General features: G+C 44.0%; 22 protein-coding genes and 1 tRNA gene. 14 read left to right on the forward strand and 9 right to left on the reverse strand.

The features are described from left to right. The 6 genes from AC1XUE_RS25130 to AC1XUE_RS25155 form a co-directional block, all read right to left on the reverse strand. Nucleotides 1–711 carry a response regulator gene (locus AC1XUE_RS25130; protein ID WP_483358747.1) on the reverse strand — a complete coding sequence of 237 codons (711 nt, stop codon included), beginning with the start codon at nt 709–711 and terminating at the stop codon, nt 1–3. Nucleotides 712–800: 89 nt separating this feature from the next. Next, entirely contained in the window at nt 801–1,643 is an 843-nt protein-coding gene (locus AC1XUE_RS25135) for a hypothetical protein (protein ID WP_483358748.1), read from the reverse strand. A 213-nt stretch (nt 1,644–1,856) separates the two neighbouring features. Next, nucleotides 1,857–2,339 carry a gliding motility lipoprotein GldH gene (locus AC1XUE_RS25140; protein ID WP_483358749.1) on the reverse strand — a complete coding sequence of 161 codons (483 nt, stop codon included), beginning with the start codon at nt 2,337–2,339 and terminating at the stop codon, nt 1,857–1,859. Nucleotides 2,340–2,395: 56 nt separating this feature from the next. Next, the gene (locus AC1XUE_RS25145) at nt 2,396–2,893 is read right to left on the reverse strand and encodes a hypothetical protein (RefSeq protein WP_483358750.1); all 498 of its coding nucleotides are present in this window, start codon (nt 2,891–2,893) and stop codon (nt 2,396–2,398) included. Nucleotides 2,894–2,965: 72 nt separating this feature from the next. Continuing rightward, nucleotides 2,966–3,763 carry a (Fe-S)-binding protein gene (locus tag AC1XUE_RS25150; RefSeq protein ID WP_483358751.1) on the reverse strand — a complete coding sequence of 266 codons (798 nt, stop codon included), beginning with the start codon at nt 3,761–3,763 and terminating at the stop codon, nt 2,966–2,968. A 44-nt stretch (nt 3,764–3,807) separates the two neighbouring features. After that, nucleotides 3,808–5,136: a 4Fe-4S dicluster domain-containing protein gene (locus AC1XUE_RS25155; RefSeq protein WP_483358752.1), complete on the reverse strand. Its 1,329-nt coding sequence runs from the start codon at nt 5,134–5,136 to the stop codon at nt 3,808–3,810. Between the two features lie 254 nt (nt 5,137–5,390). Here AC1XUE_RS25155 and AC1XUE_RS25160 point away from each other — a divergent pair. Then, nucleotides 5,391–5,463 (forward strand) — tRNA-Phe (locus tag AC1XUE_RS25160). A 468-nt stretch (nt 5,464–5,931) separates the two neighbouring features. Here the strand turns inward: AC1XUE_RS25160 and AC1XUE_RS25165 are convergent. From AC1XUE_RS25165 to AC1XUE_RS25175, 3 genes are all read right to left on the reverse strand, one after another. Next, nucleotides 5,932–6,120: a hypothetical protein gene (locus tag AC1XUE_RS25165; protein ID WP_483358753.1), complete on the reverse strand. Its 189-nt coding sequence runs from the start codon at nt 6,118–6,120 to the stop codon at nt 5,932–5,934. Between the two features lie 5 nt (nt 6,121–6,125). Continuing rightward, entirely contained in the window at nt 6,126–6,677 is a 552-nt protein-coding gene (locus AC1XUE_RS25170) for a DUF4468 domain-containing protein (protein ID WP_483358754.1), read from the reverse strand. A 114-nt stretch (nt 6,678–6,791) separates the two neighbouring features. Beyond that, the gene (locus tag AC1XUE_RS25175; protein WP_483358755.1) at nt 6,792–7,241 is read right to left on the reverse strand and encodes a helix-turn-helix domain-containing protein; all 450 of its coding nucleotides are present in this window, start codon (nt 7,239–7,241) and stop codon (nt 6,792–6,794) included. Between the two features lie 91 nt (nt 7,242–7,332). Between AC1XUE_RS25175 and AC1XUE_RS25180 the strand changes: the two genes are divergently transcribed. The 13 genes from AC1XUE_RS25180 to AC1XUE_RS25240 all read left to right on the forward strand — a co-directional run bounded on the left by AC1XUE_RS25180 (nt 7,333) and on the right by AC1XUE_RS25240 (nt 14,982). Then, the gene (locus AC1XUE_RS25180; RefSeq protein ID WP_483358756.1) at nt 7,333–7,566 is read left to right on the forward strand and encodes a hypothetical protein; all 234 of its coding nucleotides are present in this window, start codon (nt 7,333–7,335) and stop codon (nt 7,564–7,566) included. 267 nt (nt 7,567–7,833) lie between these two features. Further along, complete coding sequence (locus AC1XUE_RS25185) at nt 7,834–8,154, forward strand: hypothetical protein (protein ID WP_483358757.1); 321 nt, start codon at nt 7,834–7,836, stop codon at nt 8,152–8,154. Beyond that, the gene (locus AC1XUE_RS25190; RefSeq protein ID WP_483358758.1) at nt 8,151–8,309 is read left to right on the forward strand and encodes a hypothetical protein; all 159 of its coding nucleotides are present in this window, start codon (nt 8,151–8,153) and stop codon (nt 8,307–8,309) included. The genes AC1XUE_RS25185 and AC1XUE_RS25190 overlap by 4 nt, the downstream gene beginning before the upstream one ends. A gap of 188 nt (nt 8,310–8,497) precedes the next feature. Then, a complete protein-coding gene (locus AC1XUE_RS25195; protein WP_483358759.1) occupies nt 8,498–9,046 on the forward strand; it encodes a hypothetical protein in 549 nt (182 codons plus the stop codon). Beyond that, nucleotides 9,043–9,198 carry a hypothetical protein gene (locus AC1XUE_RS25200; protein ID WP_483358760.1) on the forward strand — a complete coding sequence of 52 codons (156 nt, stop codon included), beginning with the start codon at nt 9,043–9,045 and terminating at the stop codon, nt 9,196–9,198. The genes AC1XUE_RS25195 and AC1XUE_RS25200 overlap by 4 nt, the downstream gene beginning before the upstream one ends. A gap of 8 nt (nt 9,199–9,206) precedes the next feature. Next, nucleotides 9,207–9,341 (forward strand): hypothetical protein, encoded by a 135-nt coding sequence (locus AC1XUE_RS25205; protein WP_483358761.1) that lies wholly within the window; start codon nt 9,207–9,209, stop codon nt 9,339–9,341. Beyond that, entirely contained in the window at nt 9,338–9,739 is a 402-nt protein-coding gene (locus AC1XUE_RS25210; RefSeq protein ID WP_483358762.1) for a hypothetical protein, read from the forward strand. Before AC1XUE_RS25205 ends, AC1XUE_RS25210 begins: the two co-directional genes overlap by 4 nt. Nucleotides 9,740–9,901: 162 nt before the next feature. Beyond that, nucleotides 9,902–12,994, forward strand: a complete 3,093-nt coding sequence (locus tag AC1XUE_RS25215) for a primase-helicase family protein (RefSeq protein ID WP_483358763.1) — start codon at nt 9,902–9,904, stop codon at nt 12,992–12,994. Between the two features lie 32 nt (nt 12,995–13,026). Further along, nucleotides 13,027–13,809 (forward strand): hypothetical protein, encoded by a 783-nt coding sequence (locus AC1XUE_RS25220; RefSeq protein ID WP_483358764.1) that lies wholly within the window; start codon nt 13,027–13,029, stop codon nt 13,807–13,809. After that, the gene (locus AC1XUE_RS25225) at nt 13,809–13,994 is read left to right on the forward strand and encodes a hypothetical protein (protein ID WP_483358765.1); all 186 of its coding nucleotides are present in this window, start codon (nt 13,809–13,811) and stop codon (nt 13,992–13,994) included. The genes AC1XUE_RS25220 and AC1XUE_RS25225 overlap by 1 nt, the downstream gene beginning before the upstream one ends. Further along, complete coding sequence (locus AC1XUE_RS25230; RefSeq protein WP_483358766.1) at nt 13,991–14,401, forward strand: hypothetical protein; 411 nt, start codon at nt 13,991–13,993, stop codon at nt 14,399–14,401. The genes AC1XUE_RS25225 and AC1XUE_RS25230 overlap by 4 nt, the downstream gene beginning before the upstream one ends. Beyond that, nucleotides 14,391–14,630 carry a hypothetical protein gene (locus tag AC1XUE_RS25235; RefSeq protein WP_483358767.1) on the forward strand — a complete coding sequence of 80 codons (240 nt, stop codon included), beginning with the start codon at nt 14,391–14,393 and terminating at the stop codon, nt 14,628–14,630. The genes AC1XUE_RS25230 and AC1XUE_RS25235 overlap by 11 nt, the downstream gene beginning before the upstream one ends. 13 nt (nt 14,631–14,643) lie before the next feature. Continuing rightward, on the forward strand, nt 14,644–14,982 hold the full coding sequence (locus AC1XUE_RS25240) for a hypothetical protein (RefSeq protein ID WP_483358768.1): 339 nt from the start codon (nt 14,644–14,646) through the stop codon (nt 14,980–14,982). Nucleotides 14,983–15,103 lie beyond the last annotated feature (121 nt).

Below are 15,103 nucleotides of genomic sequence, written 5' to 3' on the forward strand. Positions count from 1 at the left end.
TTAAGCTACTTCGTTGCTAAACATATAGCCAACACCTTTTAAAGTCTTGATATACTGATCTCCGAGTTTTTCTCTCAACTTACGAATATGTACGTCCACCGTGCGTTCCAGCACATATATATCAGCACCCCAGATTTTTTGCAGCAGTTCGTCACGGTTGAATACCTTATTGGGTGTCTGAGCAAGGAAAAATAAGAGTTCAAACTCTTTTTTCGGTAGTACTGTAGACTTGCCACCTTGTTGGGTAACCGTATAATTTTTGCGATTAATGCTCAGATCAAGTATGTCTATCTGATCTCCTGAATCTGCTTTTTGAGCTTCTCTGCGGAATAGCGCATTGATTCTGCTCATCAGAGCACGCGGTTTGATAGGCTTCGTAATGTAATCATCGGCCCCCACTTCAAAAGCAGCAACCTCAGAATATTCTTCTGAACGGGCTGTAAGAAAGAGAATGTATGTGTTTTTCAGATCAGGGTTCTGGCGCAACATTCTGCCAGTTTCGATGCCGTCCAGCTGAGGCATCATGATGTCCAGTAAAATGAGATCCGGAACGAAAGTTTTTGCAATTTCTATAGCCTTTTTCCCGTTGGAGGCTGTCTGAACATTGTAGCCCTCTTTAATCAAATTGTATTCAAGAAGCTCTACAATGTCATTATCGTCATCCACTACTAATACCTTTGGTGCAGCATTTAGTGTTTTTGCAGTGCTCATTTTGATGTATGTTGTTAAATCGAATTCGAAATTAACAGATGTGATTTTGACATTATATGTTTTGGGTATTTATTAACACAAACATAATATCAACGACGGGTAACCTGATAGATCTGCCCTTGTTCATTGGTAATTAGCAGGTCTGTGTTATTTAAAAACAAAAGTGCCTCCGCCTGCTTCTTTACTATTTTAATGCAGCCAATAGGTTGCTTAAAGTTAACTATTCCTCTGTCAATGCCAAATAATAGAATTTTTGCATAAGTCAGCACTGCAAAAGTACGCCCGTCGGGGCTTATATCTGCGGAGGTTACCTGGCTGTTTATCTCGATGCTATCGGATGGTGCCAGTGAGTATGAACCTGGCTGATCTGGAACCTGGTATAAAAACACCTTTTTATTCTCTGTACTGCGATTCTTAGAAAACAGATACAGATGGTTATTGAAATGAAAAAATGCTTCACAGTCATAGTGCATCTCATTGCCGCCAGGAGGGAAAGCATTCTGTTGTTGATATTGGATGGCTATTTGCTCGGGGGTGTTAGTTGTTTTGGGAAGTTTGTAGATAGTGAGGTCTTTTCTTTTATTGCTATTATTGCCGAAATCCCCGATGTACAAGTTACCATCACGGTCTTCTGCAAGATCTTCCCAATCGGTATTTTTAGCATTAGTAATTGATCTGATCGCAAGTAATTGCCCTTTTGCATTTATTTCATACAGTTCCGGTTTTCCCCCACTGTCATTGTGTGTCCAGTAAGAACCTGGTTTTGTACCATTTGCCAAGCCAGAACTTTCACTCACAACAGATGGGAGCTTACCGATTTTACTTACTTTGTATTCAGATCGTACTTTTTCAAATCCGTTTTCTTTACGATCAGCATCGCAGGAGCATAGTACGGTTTTGACTGCAAACCAGAGATACATTAATTTATTCATGGATCTTTCTTCTCATTCGGTTCAGAGCAAAGATAGGTAAACCTTTTTACCTGAAACAGACATGTATTCTTTGTCGCTCATTCAATTGCATTCATATCCTTAGAGGAACAATCCACTCATTTTCGCATATTTTATACGCGTAAAGCCATACAAAAATCAAAGAGAACTGGTCTTTGGTGATAAGACTGGTTCTCTTTGTTGGCCTGAAAAGTATTAAGGCTGTTCTTTCACTTTTTCTATACAGATACCTACACTCAATATATGAGGAAGGGGATTTTGGCGCATAGACTGTGAAAGTTTAAAAGTATAAACCCCGGATTTTGAGAAAGAATATTCCTTGGCAATAGGTACTTTGTGATCAAAAAGATCGCCAAGTCCTTTTCCATAAGGTTTGCCGGTAGTTTCATTGGATACGAAGAGCTCTTCCAGTGTATTTGAAATCAATGTTCCGTCAGGCCCATTTACCTGTCTTGTCAAATACAAATTATAGTAGGGGTATTGAAGTGCATTGCGGAAAACATAATAAACATTGTAACGGCTTACTGTGTCTTCAATATTGACCTTAAATTCCGGTTTGTTCTTGATATACCATAAGCCATCTTCAATGTCCTCATGCGCTTTATATATCACACTGTCATCGCATGACCAGAGTATGGTCAGAAGGCTCAAAGCCAATATTGATCTTAAAAAACGCATCCGGAACTTTTAAATGATTATCCAAAATTAGAAAGCGATACCCTTCTATCAAAACCTTATACAGGCTGATCAGAGAAATAACGGGCCAGCCATGTATGTGAGGCCTGTGATTTCCATCGGTTGAGCCACTGTGCTTTAGTCCCTACCTGGTTGTCGAATACAGTCGTTGAGGATGATATGGTCTCATCTGCTACCGCTTGTTTAATCTTTGATACCGGAATGGTTGCGACTTCGTTACGATCATTGATGTAAGCTACAGAGCGATCAAAAAAGTCTATATTCATCTGACTTCCGATTTGTTGTAACCAATGAACAGATTTGTCGATAGAGCAGCCACTTGGAATTTCATCACGTTCATCTACACCGATCACTACAAATCGGTTTTCAAACACTTTAGCCGAAGCTGTAAGCGGCTTTCCATGTGCATCCCAATTATCTAATGCTGATTTAAGAGTTTCGGTCAATACTCCGGTTTCATCTTTTGTAAGCTCACGGTTTGCCTGGTAAATCCAGATCCGTGCTTCAAGGTCGAGGTCGCTGAATGGTATATACATTGTTTTTAATACTTTTTGTAAAATCTAATCTGAAATTAAAACAGTGCCAAATGTGACTAAGTTCTGAAATCATTACAATCCTTCCGCCCGGGCAATCAATTCAGCGAGATCAAAGACACGTACGCTATCTTCTTTTTCTTTGTTTTTTACACCATCTGTCATCATTACCATACAAAACGGACAAGCAACAGCGATCGTATCCGAGCCTGTAGAAAGCGCTTCTTCAATACGCTCTACATTGATATCCTTTTTGCCGGGCTCAGGTTCCTTGAACATTTGCGCACCACCGGCACCGCAACAAAGTCCTTTGGTCCGGCAACGTTTCATTTCTACCAAATCCGCATCCAGAGCTTCCAGGACATGACGGGGGGCTTCGTATATATTATTGGCTCTTCCCAGATAGCAAGAATCGTGAAAAGTTATTTTTTTTCCTTTGAAAGACTCTCCTCCTTCAATACGTACCCGGCCCTCATTGATAAGCTGTTGGAGAAACTCCGAATGATGTATGACCTCATAGTTTCCTCCCAACTCAGGATACTCATTTTTTAACGTATTAAAGCAATGAGGGCATGCCGTTACTATCTTTTTGATACCATACATATTCAGCACCTGGATGTTGGACATAGCCAGCATCTGAAAAGTGAATTCGTTTCCGGCGCGGCGTGCTGGGTCGCCAGTACAGCTTTCTTCTGTGCCCAGTACCGCAAATTTGACTCCTGCCTTGTTTAGTATTTTTACGAAAGCTACTGTCACTTTTTTGTAACGATCATCGAAAGATCCTGCACAACCCACCCAAAAAAGCACTTCAGGTAATTCATTAGCGGCAGCCATTTCTGCCATGGTTGGTACTTTATATGTTGATTCTTCCATCGTGATTCAATAGGATTTGAAAAAGGGAACAAGTTATCGTGCTCTTATTTTACTGCATCAGCCCAATTGAAACGATCACCGGGTGAAAATTTCCAGGGAGCCTGATTGGTGTCCAGATTCTGAAACATCATATTCCAGGATGCAGGTGCCTTCGATTCATCCATGACCTGATGTCTCCGAAGCTGAAGAATAATGTCAAGCGGATTAATCAGAATAGGGCATTCCTGTACACATGCATTACAGGTGGTACAGGCCAGTATTTCTTCTTCCATAATATAATCTCCCATCAGGTTTTTTCCATCCGGGACGAAGTTGCCTCCATTGTTCTGCATAATAACCCCTATATCCTCCAGGCGATCACGCGTGTCCATCATAATTTTACGTGGAGAAAGTTTCTTACCGGTAAGATTCGCGGGGCAGGCCTCTGTGCATCGTCCGCATTCCGTGCATGAATAAGCATCCAGTAAGTTTTTCCAGCTGAGATCAGGCACATCTTTGGCGCCAAACCGCTCCGGTACTTCGCTCTCCGAATCTGCAGGAGTTTCCAATCCCATCATGATCTTTACCTCCTTTGTAATTTCCGGCATATTGTTCATTTCTCCTATAGGTGCAAGGCGGGAGAAATAGGTATTGGGAAAAGCAAGAGCAATGTGCAGATGCTTAGAATAGGTCAGGTATACGGCAAATGCAAAAATTCCCAGAATATGTATCCACCAAGCTATACGCTCGTAAATGATGAGCGTTGTTTCTGGCCAACCGATAAATACAGGTTTGAGAAATTGACTGATAAGAAAATTTCCGGTTCTGGAGTAATGTATACTTCCCATATCTTGTAATACGGAATCCGCGACGTTCATGGTAAGGATGGCGGCCATGAGTACAATCTCAAATATTAAAATGACTTTGCCATCCAAGGCCGGCCAGCCGGACATCTCCCGATGCCGGACAGGTTGAAAACGTTGTGTTCTGACAATGGAACGACGAACAAGGAATATAGCACATGCTATAAAGACTCCGGCAGCGAGTATTTCAAAAAAGCCAATCAGCACAGGATAGAAGGAGCCTAGTACTGGCGCTAATAACCTATGTTTACCCAGCATACCATCCAGGATTATCTCTAATACTTCAATGTTGATCAGAACAAAACCTGCGTAGACTATAAAATGTAAGAAGCCTATCAGAGGTCTATCAAACATTTTCTTTTGTCCAAAAGCAATGCGAAGCATTGTAGAGAGCCGACGGGAAGGGTGGTCGGTACGATCTTCACTTTTCCCCAGGGATATAGTGCTTTTGATAAGCATAGCCCGCTTGGATACCAGCCAGCCTGTGGCAGCCAATATAGTTATGAACAGAATCTGACTCAATATGTCCATATAGGATACTTTTTAATACTTGATAAATATTATAGTATGCTTGCATACTATTTAACAAATATGGGAAAAATGTATCTGGATAAATATTTTGTAAGATAAAAATTTAATTTTCTGATTTAAATGATAGATAATCAGCTGGATAGAGCGTTGAGGTAATAAGGGATATAAATATTTTTTAAAAATTTTCAGTAAATAGTTTGGAAAGCAAAGTCAAACATCTAGTTTTGCAGTCCCAAAGGGAACCAATTGAGCCTGGTGATGTAGCTCAGTCGGTAGAGCAAAGGACTGAAAATCCTTGTGTCGGCGGTTCGATTCCGTCCATCACCACAGAAAGTAAGCCGTTGTAACGAAAGTTGCAACGGCTTTTTCTTTTTGTGCCACATGGATCAGTAGGCAGATTTTGGAGGATCAAGCTGAAAAGGGATCAAGCGATATCTATAACTCACCAGCAATTTGTTCCCGTTTATAATTTTGATCAGGTTTTATGAATTGGGAAATTTTTTTGCCTGTCCAGCAAGATTGACTGGATCATCATTCAGAGTTCCTGCGGTGCCTGGAGAAAAGGCAAAGAAACAGTATGGTAAGTTAGGGGATAGAAATGCTATAAAAATGGTGATTTGAGAAACGGTATTGATTCCAGATTTCTCTAAAATTGCCTAAAATCAGAAAAGCCCCTTATGTTTTAACATAAGAGGCTTTCGTTACTATTGTTGGCCGACAAGCTGGTGTAACTGTGTTGATAATTAGCATTTTACTTATGTTTTCAGAAGCCATTTAGAAGTAAAGGCTTCATTTTTATTGTATTTCTTCAATTTTTGTTTCGATCGAATCCAGCTTATCCCCTAAGAAATCACCGGTACGATCAGTTAACTCATAGATTTTTTCCAGCCTTTCCAGCGTCTGGTCTAATTTGCTTTCGAGGGTGCTTTGTTTGTATTGGATGGCTTCCAATGCCTTCAATATTTCTTCGTTCGATACCTCCATTTCTTTTACTTTACAACCACTTCGGGCTTTTCACTGTGTAACATAGTTTCGATGGTGCGTAGGGTGACGGCTGCATGTTTATCCAGCTGGCCGTATTCATCCTGAGCATACTTTCTCAATATTTTTTTGCGCTTACTTTTTACATCCATTTTGTCGATGTATTGCATCCTGGCAGCGTGGGTGTACAGTGGCTTGGAATTTGGCTGCTGGCTGATGTAATTGCGCATCAATAGTGTGCATTTCTGATCAACTGCTTGTACCAGCATCTGGTAGTTGTAGTTCTCCTCTGTAACTTTCCGATTGTGAGAACCTTCATAATCCAGGAAAACGCTAACCATTCCCGATATCACCAGCGTAGCAGAATCGGTCTGCTGTACTGATGCATAATTTCGGGGATTGTTAATGGCTAGTTTGTTGATCTTACTTATAATTTCTTTGGCAGAGTAACCAGGTGCAAAAACTTCTCCTTCATAGGTCAATCTCTTTTTATCATTCTGCGCAAAAGTGTGCAGTACTAATAATGCCGAGAATGATATAGTTAGCAGAAGTTTGATCATCTTTTTTGACTAATTGGAAACCATGAAATTTATAGCCCTGAGTTGTAATGTTCGATTTGTGATATCAGATATAGGTATATTGAAATTGTATCATTACGATCAAGCAAGAACCACTTAATTATTTTTTAGATCAGTGTTGGATTTCTCCGATGCTCTAAATTTCTCCTGACTCTCTGCAACCTGTTGTTCTAAGTGAGTTGCAAGCTTTCTGTACAGGTTTGCGTTTTCTCGTTCCAATTCCATCATCCTGCGCTCCTGCTCTTCTAGTTCCCTCTTTGGCACCAAGTCATCCAGATACATCACTTTATTCGCATCTCCCTCATATCCGAAGATCCAGTTCGGATGTATTTTATATTCTTTTATAATCTGCCCAACCGCTTCTGCACTAAGTAATTGATCTCCTGATACGACCTTAGAAACTTTTGACGGATGAACATTTATCAATCTTGCCAATGACGCATTAGTTAAATCATGCGCCTTCATTATTGCTCTTATTCGCTCCACTTCAATCATTTTAAAAAAAACGTTTCCAATTGGAAATAATATTTCCTTAATATCTTGCATAGTTCCAATTGGAACTATATATTTGTTCCGTAATTAACTCGCTGATAAAAATACGGAATAGTCAGATACAATTAGCACAAACCGGGGACAAATGGACGATAAGGAATTACGAGTGGATGTATGGCGTGCCGAGTTTAAAAAGGAGAAAAAGCGCCTTGGTAGATTTTGGAGATCGCTTTTACTTAATTCTTCAAAGGATATGAACAACGATGAGTGGCGTAGGGCTATTGAAACGGTCAGTGATGGTCGTGGTAGTTTAATTCGTACGGTAAAGATTGTTCAGCAGCTCAAGAAAATTAAAGAAGTGGAGCGGACGAACGCTTAATTGAAAGCATATTCAACTAACTCAATCAATACAATGGAAGGTAATCAAGGCCCATGGTGGTATCCGTCAGGAGGGTGCAAAATTGACGCAGAAATTCGGCAACAAAAGGCTCATCTGGAAAAGATGGATGCAAAGCTAAATTTCATTTATATACTAGCAATAGCACTAATGGGCATCAACCTAATTACTGCATCTTATTTGCTATCTGTTCTTTTCGGGCGTTAATCCCCCGCACTAAGCATTTTCAACTAACTCAATATACAAATCATGAATTTTAAGACCATCCTTTCACAGCCGGCTGTGGCTCTCCGCGATATGAGCCAGGAACAATTTACGAAGCTTTTTAATAGTGTAAACGAACAGATAGAGGAGCTGGAAGTGGAAAAGAATAACCGGCGCTACTACGATATTAAGCAGAAGAAATTTACGCTAACGACCCAGGCCAGCCAGCTGGAACGATTGCAGAAGCTTTCAACACTCCGCATCGCCAAACAGAACCTTACCATGCACCGCCACTACACTGCTTACTGCGAAGCGCAGGACAACAAACATTGGGACGCCGTATATCATAGACCGTTGCCAGTATGAACCAGCTCGGGGATGTGCCGGACCTGATCCGGATGGTCCTGATGGGGATCGGGCTTGTAATGGCTGTATGGCTTGTTTATTCACTTAGAGATATCATCCATGGCACAGATCAAAATTCCAAGAAAAACAAAGGTAGAACCCGTTTTCGAAGATGAACCGTTTGAAAACGACCGCATTAAATGCCCTAAATGCAACTGCGTACAAGCTGCCCGCATTTACCCGGAACGAAAAGTAAAACATCATTTGCACCGGTGCATCGGCTGCAATTTTATGATTAACAAAAAGGACTGGCACTCCCTGAAACCTGCCGAATAATTTCTCAAACATTTATTTTTTCTCGCAAATGAACATTCATGAAATTACTCATGCCTGGGAAAGCTCTGCGCTTCCGGACAACACCGCTACGCTCAGAGCATACCTGGAAACGTCGAATACTGAGCTAACTGAAGCTAAAAGCAACTATTTTAAAGCGGATCGGGCTTCTGTAAAATCTCACTATCTGAAGGAGGTAGGGCTGTATACCCTTTTATCGGAAGCTTTGGGGGAACGCCTAGCAAGTACACCAGCTGTAGAGCCGGAAATGGTGTTCTCTGATAATTTAAAATTGATTTCTTCGGATACCACAGAAAGTAATTATCTGGAACTGGATAAGGGTGGTATTTGGTATGTACGATTCTGGTTTGATTTCTATGGACAGGAATTCGTTGCAGATGTTAACTCTGAAAAAATCAAAGAAGAGTTTGGATCAATATTGGCCGAAGGACCTGGTGAGCTGTTCGATTCTTTCACAGAAAATTTAGAGGGAGAATACTGGCCCCAACTACAGCAGGCTTTTAAAAAGCATGTGGATGATGAATTGGCAGAGATGGAAAAATATGCATCACAGCCATGAGAACGATCTATCTAATCATCGCTATACCCGTGGCAGTTGCTGCGGGTATCATTGGCGGGGCTGCTTTTGTGGTGCTGTACGTATGTTTCGGGCTGATTGATATCCTGATGGATTTTGCACGCAAACTGGCAGGAGGCAGTGCCAAATGTTAGCGATGTGGATGATCACCGCGCCATGGGCTATCGGAACGGTGGCAGTAGGCGCTCTGCTCGCGCTGGTGGGTGTATTTATTAAATATGTGTTCCTGGCTGTGGAAATGCTGATGGGGATACAGCGAAAACCGAAACGGAAATGAAAAATTCCCCTTCCCCCCCACAAGCCCTGAGGCTCAACCCGGATGAATGGCTGCGGTTGTCGATGATCATCTTCGGGGTGATCGATGCGGAAAATGTTTGCCTGCGCAGGGTGATGGGCTTTCCCCACATGCAGGTGCTGTACAAGGTTTCGGGGAAGATCAGCCAGCAGCTGATGTATCACTCGGAACCGAACTGGGGCCAGATCCGTGTCCTGCTTACCAGGGAGGAAGCCAGTGTATTATTGCTTGCTGTCCGCTGGTATGAAGACACGCTGCTGGCACAACGACGGGCTTTTGAATACGAGCATGGTATCAACGAATTAATCAAAAGGTATGAAATCCTCACAAGAATTACCCGCGCCATCCAAACCGCGCCAGCCGTTCACAGTGATCAATGAGATCGCTGACATATTCAAGATTTGGAAATGCGGGCGGCTTGGTATGCTGCCCGATCACGAAAAACAAAAGGCGCTCGACCTGGTGATGGCCGAGCTTGCCAAACGAACCCTAACCGAGGCGCAGCTGCGCACAATGGAAACCCTACGTAACGTACTAGCAGGATGAGTAATATAAATATCAGTTTAGCCGATGTGATGGCCGTGGATGGCGGGCTGGCTTATATACAGCACAGGTACCCGAACTCTATCGGTTGTGAAACCCAGAAAAACAAGCGTTTTAAGCTTAGAAACGAGGAAAAGACGGCGAGTGCCAGCATGAAACAGTTTCCGAAAACTGGCTATTGGGGAGTGACGGATTTCGGAAACGAGGTAAAGATGATGCACGCGGTGGATATCGCCATGAAGGAAGATGGTCTGACGTTCAAAGATGCACTGATGGATGTAGCAGCATTTTACAATGTTGCCGGTGCTAAATCCGAGACCATCCGTGCAGACTACAACAGCTGGCCAGCCAAGCCGGATGAGTCGGACGGACAAACGACCTACGAGACAAAGGAGCTTACGGAGAAGGAAATTAGGGCCGTACTGGTAGAATCGGCATGGAATAGTCTGGCTGACAACAATGCTAACAGGTTGGCCAATGCCAAGGTGCTGTTTGCCTATTACCACTTGAAATCGGTGGCGGTAAAGCGTTTCACCAGCGAGGGGAAAACGCATGAGTTCCGAAGCAATGAGCTGTACCCTATGTTCATCTACGAGGAAGAAACTGACGGGGAAAAATGGGGTAGGTTTTATGAACCTTATGCCGAAAAGAAAAACAGGTTCCGGTACTATGGTGAAAAACCTAAGGTTTTTATTCATGGATTGGATCAGGCCCTGGTGAAATATAACGAACTCAACAAACCAACGGTGAGTGAGCGGGATTATGACAAAATGACCGCGGAAGAAAAGAAAAAAGCCCGTGAGGATGAGCGCGAAAAAAAGCTGAAAGGCATCATCATCTGTTCGGGTGGATCGGATGCGCTGAATACGGCAGCGCTGGGTGTTAACAATACCAAGCTGGCTTACCAGGTGGTATGGAGAAATTCGGAAAGTGAAGAGTGGTCGGGATCGCAGTACAACGATCTGAGGAAGATGGCCGAAATGGTGTATAACCTGCCCGATATCGACAGCACGGGTATAAAACAAGCTCACAAGCTTGCACTGAAGTTTTTGGATCTGCGGACTATATACCTGCCCGAAGTGCTGCTGGATGTACGGAATGCACAAGGCCAGCCGATCAACAAGGATATGCGCGATTACCTTCGTTTCCCGCATCCGGAAAAGCGGGGAACCTATGGGCCCAAAGATTTTCAACTGCTGGTAGAAACAGCTTTGCCGTACGAATTCTGGGACTCGGAAATGAAGCGGGATAAGAACGGCGATGTGAAAATGAAGCACGGCCGTCCGGTGCTGGAATACAAGCCCAACAACGAGCGGATCTACAATTTCCTGTACAGATGCGGCTTCTGCAGGCTGAAATCCGATAAGACAAAGGACGGTTTCATTTATGCGCACGTGCAGAACAACATCGTGAGGGAAGTGGAAGCGGCCGATATGGAAGGGTATATCCGGAGTTTCCTGCGGTCGCGGTACTTTACTGAAGATCTGCTGAATGCCTTCAACCGGTCGCCACAGATGAATGTGAGCTCATTGGCTAAGATCGATTACCGTGATATAGATTTCACCGCCGCCGGTGCCGATTTCCAGTGTTTCTTTTTCCCAAACGTAACCTGGAAGGTGACCGCAGCCGGAATAGAAGAACTGCCCGCCGGTGTATCAAACATGTACGTACATGAAGAAAAGGTGCTGAAGCTCGAAACCTGGGAGAACAATAAGCCACGGCAGCACAAAGCCAAAAAGGCAGATCCGATTTTTAAGGCCACGCCGTTGAACGATAGTGGTGACTGGGCTGTGGATATCCTGAACGATAAATGTGTTTTCCTGAGCTACATCATGCTAACCTGCCGGATGCACTGGCGTGAAGAACTGGAAAACCGGCTGGAATTCTTCGACAACTACGATACCGAAGAAAAACGCCAGCAGTACATCAACAACCACGGCCTTGGCAAAGAGCAGCTGGAAGCCATTGAACGCTATGCAAAAAATGCCGAAACACAGGCCGAGTACCGCCAAAAATATAAGGTAAGCCTTGTAGGTCCGCTGCTGACACAGGAAGAAAAAACGCTGCAGATGACGCACCTTGCCAACCGGCTGTACGTGATCGGCTACATCCTGCACCGGTACAAGGTGAAAAGCCGTGCATGGGCAGTGTGGGCGATGGATAACAAGCTGGCCGACGAAGGGGAAAGCCACGGTGGATCTGGTAAATCAATCCTGACAGGTTTCCTGCAAAAGATGCTGCGCATGGTGGAGCTGCCGAGCCGGATCGACAAGGTAGAAGAAAACCGGTTCCTGTTCGAAAACGTGACGAATGAAACGGATATGGTCCTGATGGATGATACGCACCAGCACATGAGCCTGAGCCCGTTTTTTGCGCCGATCACCAGCAACTTTGTCGTGAACCGGAAGAACATGAAGCCGATCACGGTGCAGTTCCGGGATTCGTGTAAGTTTTGGTTCAATACCAACTACGGCGATAAGGAGCAGGATCCATCCACGCAGCGCAGGAAATTGCATACGGTGTACTCGGATTTTTTCCATAACAACGCCAATGGGCACTACCGCGAAGAGCGTAGCCCGAACAGCGTTTTCGGGATGGATTTGCCGGACAATTTCGATGCCGAGCAATGGAACCTGACCTATAACCTGTTTGCCTACTGCACCAGTTTTTACCTGAGTTGCGAAACCGCAGTACGTGCTCCTGGTGACAACATCGCGAAGCGGAACCTGATGGCCATTATGGGCGATAACTTTAAAAACTGGGCTGATGTCTATTTCAGCAAGGAAAGCCGCCGCCTGGATATGGAAACGCCACGCGACGAAGCGCAGGAAGATTTCTTCCGGAATTCTACCAAAATGACACCGCAAGTATTCCTTAAGAAACTTAAAGCCTGGTGTCAGCTCTACAACTTTGTGTACAACCCGGTGGACAAATGCACCCAAACGGAAGGCAGGCGCATTGTACGCACCAAGGATGGCAAAACGACGGAGTACTTCTACATCGAAACCGGTGCAACCCCCGCAGCCCCCACCAACCTGATGCCCGACGCTGATCAGCTGGAAATCGGACTGGATAAGGAAATGGATTTTTAAATAGAATTTTTCACATCAAAACTCAGATAATAATGCATAAGGAACGCCCGATATTATTCAGTACCGAAATGGTGCAGGCTGTGGATGCCGACAGGAAGATACAGACCCGGAGGACGACTGGATTGGATACCTTCAATCATCAACCTCACTTATGGAAGTTTGAAAGGCTTTTGCTACAAATCAGTACCGGTCAGGTTCATGCGTTTTTTTCAACGACGGAATCAGTGGGAGAGTATTCGGCAATATTCCCCTATGGCAATCGAGGGGATCTGCTTTATGTGCGGGAGACATTCGGATATTACGATAACAGTAAAGGGGACGATCTGCCCAACCATAAATATATCTATAAAGCACAGGAAGATAAATGTGGCCAGTTTCCGCTCGATGGTGAGTTAGTGACTTTTAAAGGCAAATGGAAACCATCGATCCACATGCCCAAAGATGCCGCGCGTACCTGGTTAAAGATTACCGATATCAGGGTGGAGCGGTTCATGGATATCACAGATGAAGAGTGTATTAAAGAAGGTATTCTCGAATTCCCTCCATTACCGGAAGCACCAGAAAAGAAAAGGTATCGGAGATATCTGGACACATGCCGTAGAGTGACACCTATGGATGTATGTACTTCTGATCCGAAATTATCATTTTCATTGCTCTGGTTAAGCATCAATGGCAATGATTCATTGAATAACAACCCGTGGGTGTGGGTGGTGTGCTTTGAGAAAGTGGAGAAAGGAGGGGAAGAGAAGCCGTCCGTAATCACCAGCAATGCCGATTGGAACGATGAACATTTGGACGCTGACCCGTACGCATAATGAACGAGCCCATTCTACCAGGGCAGACCTGGAAGCTACGCAACGGTGACACGGTGGATATCACCTTCCTGGAACCCTCCGACCCAATGCCGGTTAAATCCGGCACCCTTTGCTGGCTAACCAATGGCCGGTACTGGGACGATGATTTTGAACACAAACTGGATATAATCGAAAGAATAGCATGAAACACATAAAACCTCAAGGCGAAAGGACGATGTTTAATATTGAAATCCTTCTTTCTGATGCACAGTTGAAAGTCCTGGATGAAATGGCAGGTGACGACGATCATTCGAATCTCGATACCTACAAGATAATGTCTGCAGAAAACGGAATTGAGCCGGTAGAGATTGATCCATCCTTCTGCTGTGGACTAGGTGCCGATATCAACGATATCCTATCTCTGGGCTTCCTGCTCTATAATCATCTGAGCGACGGCGTTACCAAATTGACCTTCGAAGATGTAAATCTGCACCCGTTCCGGTTGGTCGTTCCGGATATCAAATCTGTGGAAGTCGATAAGATTGAATGTACCATTGAAAGCAAATACAAACCTATGGTATTCGCGCTGAAATTATCAAACGATGATGAGTGACGAAGCAGAAATACCGCCACCGCGCCACGTCCTTTCCCGGAAGGATGTGTGGCGCGATGTGAAGAACCGCACCTGGGTGGTGTGGGATATCTGGAAAAGCGGCCGGGGCTTCGAAATTGAATTCATGAAGCTGGATCCCGCCGACACTCAACTGGTGCAATTTGAAAGCCATCCCTGGCCAACCGTAAACAAAATGATCACCGATGGCAAAATGAGCCGGGTGATGTAAACCTTAAATCACGATGAAAATTATAGAAAGAAAAGAGTTAAAGAGGGATCCGCGCTTGCGGGCTTTCTTTGAGCTTCTGAAGCTAAAACACCAGGTGCCTGCACATACGATAGAGGTATTATGGAAAAACCGTCATGTGAAGGACTTTTGCGAAGAAGCCAGGCATTTTGTGATGATTGGGAGTGAAAAGCCATTGTATTTTCATTACGATGTATCCAGCTGGTATCACAGCAAAGAAGCCGCCGCCATCAAAATCGAACGTGTAGGCTTCTACGACTCCTGGCAACAGTACGAATCAGCCCGGCTTTCTCAGCTGCATTCCACCCCGAATTCAAGTATCAATTTGAATTAACCTTAACAGAGTCAACCAAATGGAATATTTTAAAAAACGCAGTATCTGCCTGACATACTATGGTGTAATACTGAGACAGGAGCCGTTAAACGCATTGGTGGTTATCGATGGTGAATCGGGT

The sequence above is a fragment of the Dyadobacter sp. HNCC25DJ187 genome, assembly GCF_056895255.1.

Coding starts and splice junctions, on each gene's coding strand:
- AC1XUE_RS25165 (WP_483358753.1), bottom strand. CDS start 6,120: ATGGAGGTATCGAACGAAGAAATATTGAAGGCATTGGAAGCCATCCAA.
- AC1XUE_RS25235 (WP_483358767.1), top strand. CDS start 14,391: ATGATGAGTGACGAAGCAGAAATACCGCCACCGCGCCACGTCCTTTCC.
- AC1XUE_RS25155 (WP_483358752.1), bottom strand. CDS start 5,136: ATGGACATATTGAGTCAGATTCTGTTCATAACTATATTGGCTGCCACA.
- AC1XUE_RS25170 (WP_483358754.1), bottom strand. CDS start 6,677: ATGATCAAACTTCTGCTAACTATATCATTCTCGGCATTATTAGTACTG.
- AC1XUE_RS25210 (WP_483358762.1), top strand. CDS start 9,338: ATGAAAAATTCCCCTTCCCCCCCACAAGCCCTGAGGCTCAACCCGGAT.
- AC1XUE_RS25145 (WP_483358750.1), bottom strand. CDS start 2,893: ATGTATATACCATTCAGCGACCTCGACCTTGAAGCACGGATCTGGATT.
- AC1XUE_RS25205 (WP_483358761.1), top strand. CDS start 9,207: ATGATCACCGCGCCATGGGCTATCGGAACGGTGGCAGTAGGCGCTCTG.
- AC1XUE_RS25215 (WP_483358763.1), top strand. CDS start 9,902: ATGAGTAATATAAATATCAGTTTAGCCGATGTGATGGCCGTGGATGGC.
- AC1XUE_RS25200 (WP_483358760.1), top strand. CDS start 9,043: ATGAGAACGATCTATCTAATCATCGCTATACCCGTGGCAGTTGCTGCG.
- AC1XUE_RS25190 (WP_483358758.1), top strand. CDS start 8,151: ATGAACCAGCTCGGGGATGTGCCGGACCTGATCCGGATGGTCCTGATG.
- AC1XUE_RS25220 (WP_483358764.1), top strand. CDS start 13,027: ATGCATAAGGAACGCCCGATATTATTCAGTACCGAAATGGTGCAGGCT.
- AC1XUE_RS25195 (WP_483358759.1), top strand. CDS start 8,498: ATGAACATTCATGAAATTACTCATGCCTGGGAAAGCTCTGCGCTTCCG.
- AC1XUE_RS25240 (WP_483358768.1), top strand. CDS start 14,644: ATGAAAATTATAGAAAGAAAAGAGTTAAAGAGGGATCCGCGCTTGCGG.
- AC1XUE_RS25130 (WP_483358747.1), bottom strand. CDS start 711: ATGAGCACTGCAAAAACACTAAATGCTGCACCAAAGGTATTAGTAGTG.
- AC1XUE_RS25225 (WP_483358765.1), top strand. CDS start 13,809: ATGAACGAGCCCATTCTACCAGGGCAGACCTGGAAGCTACGCAACGGT.
- AC1XUE_RS25185 (WP_483358757.1), top strand. CDS start 7,834: ATGAATTTTAAGACCATCCTTTCACAGCCGGCTGTGGCTCTCCGCGAT.
- AC1XUE_RS25140 (WP_483358749.1), bottom strand. CDS start 2,339: ATGCGTTTTTTAAGATCAATATTGGCTTTGAGCCTTCTGACCATACTC.
- AC1XUE_RS25175 (WP_483358755.1), bottom strand. CDS start 7,241: ATGCAAGATATTAAGGAAATATTATTTCCAATTGGAAACGTTTTTTTT.
- AC1XUE_RS25180 (WP_483358756.1), top strand. CDS start 7,333: ATGGACGATAAGGAATTACGAGTGGATGTATGGCGTGCCGAGTTTAAA.
- AC1XUE_RS25150 (WP_483358751.1), bottom strand. CDS start 3,763: ATGGAAGAATCAACATATAAAGTACCAACCATGGCAGAAATGGCTGCC.
- AC1XUE_RS25230 (WP_483358766.1), top strand. CDS start 13,991: ATGAAACACATAAAACCTCAAGGCGAAAGGACGATGTTTAATATTGAA.
- AC1XUE_RS25135 (WP_483358748.1), bottom strand. CDS start 1,643: ATGAATAAATTAATGTATCTCTGGTTTGCAGTCAAAACCGTACTATGC.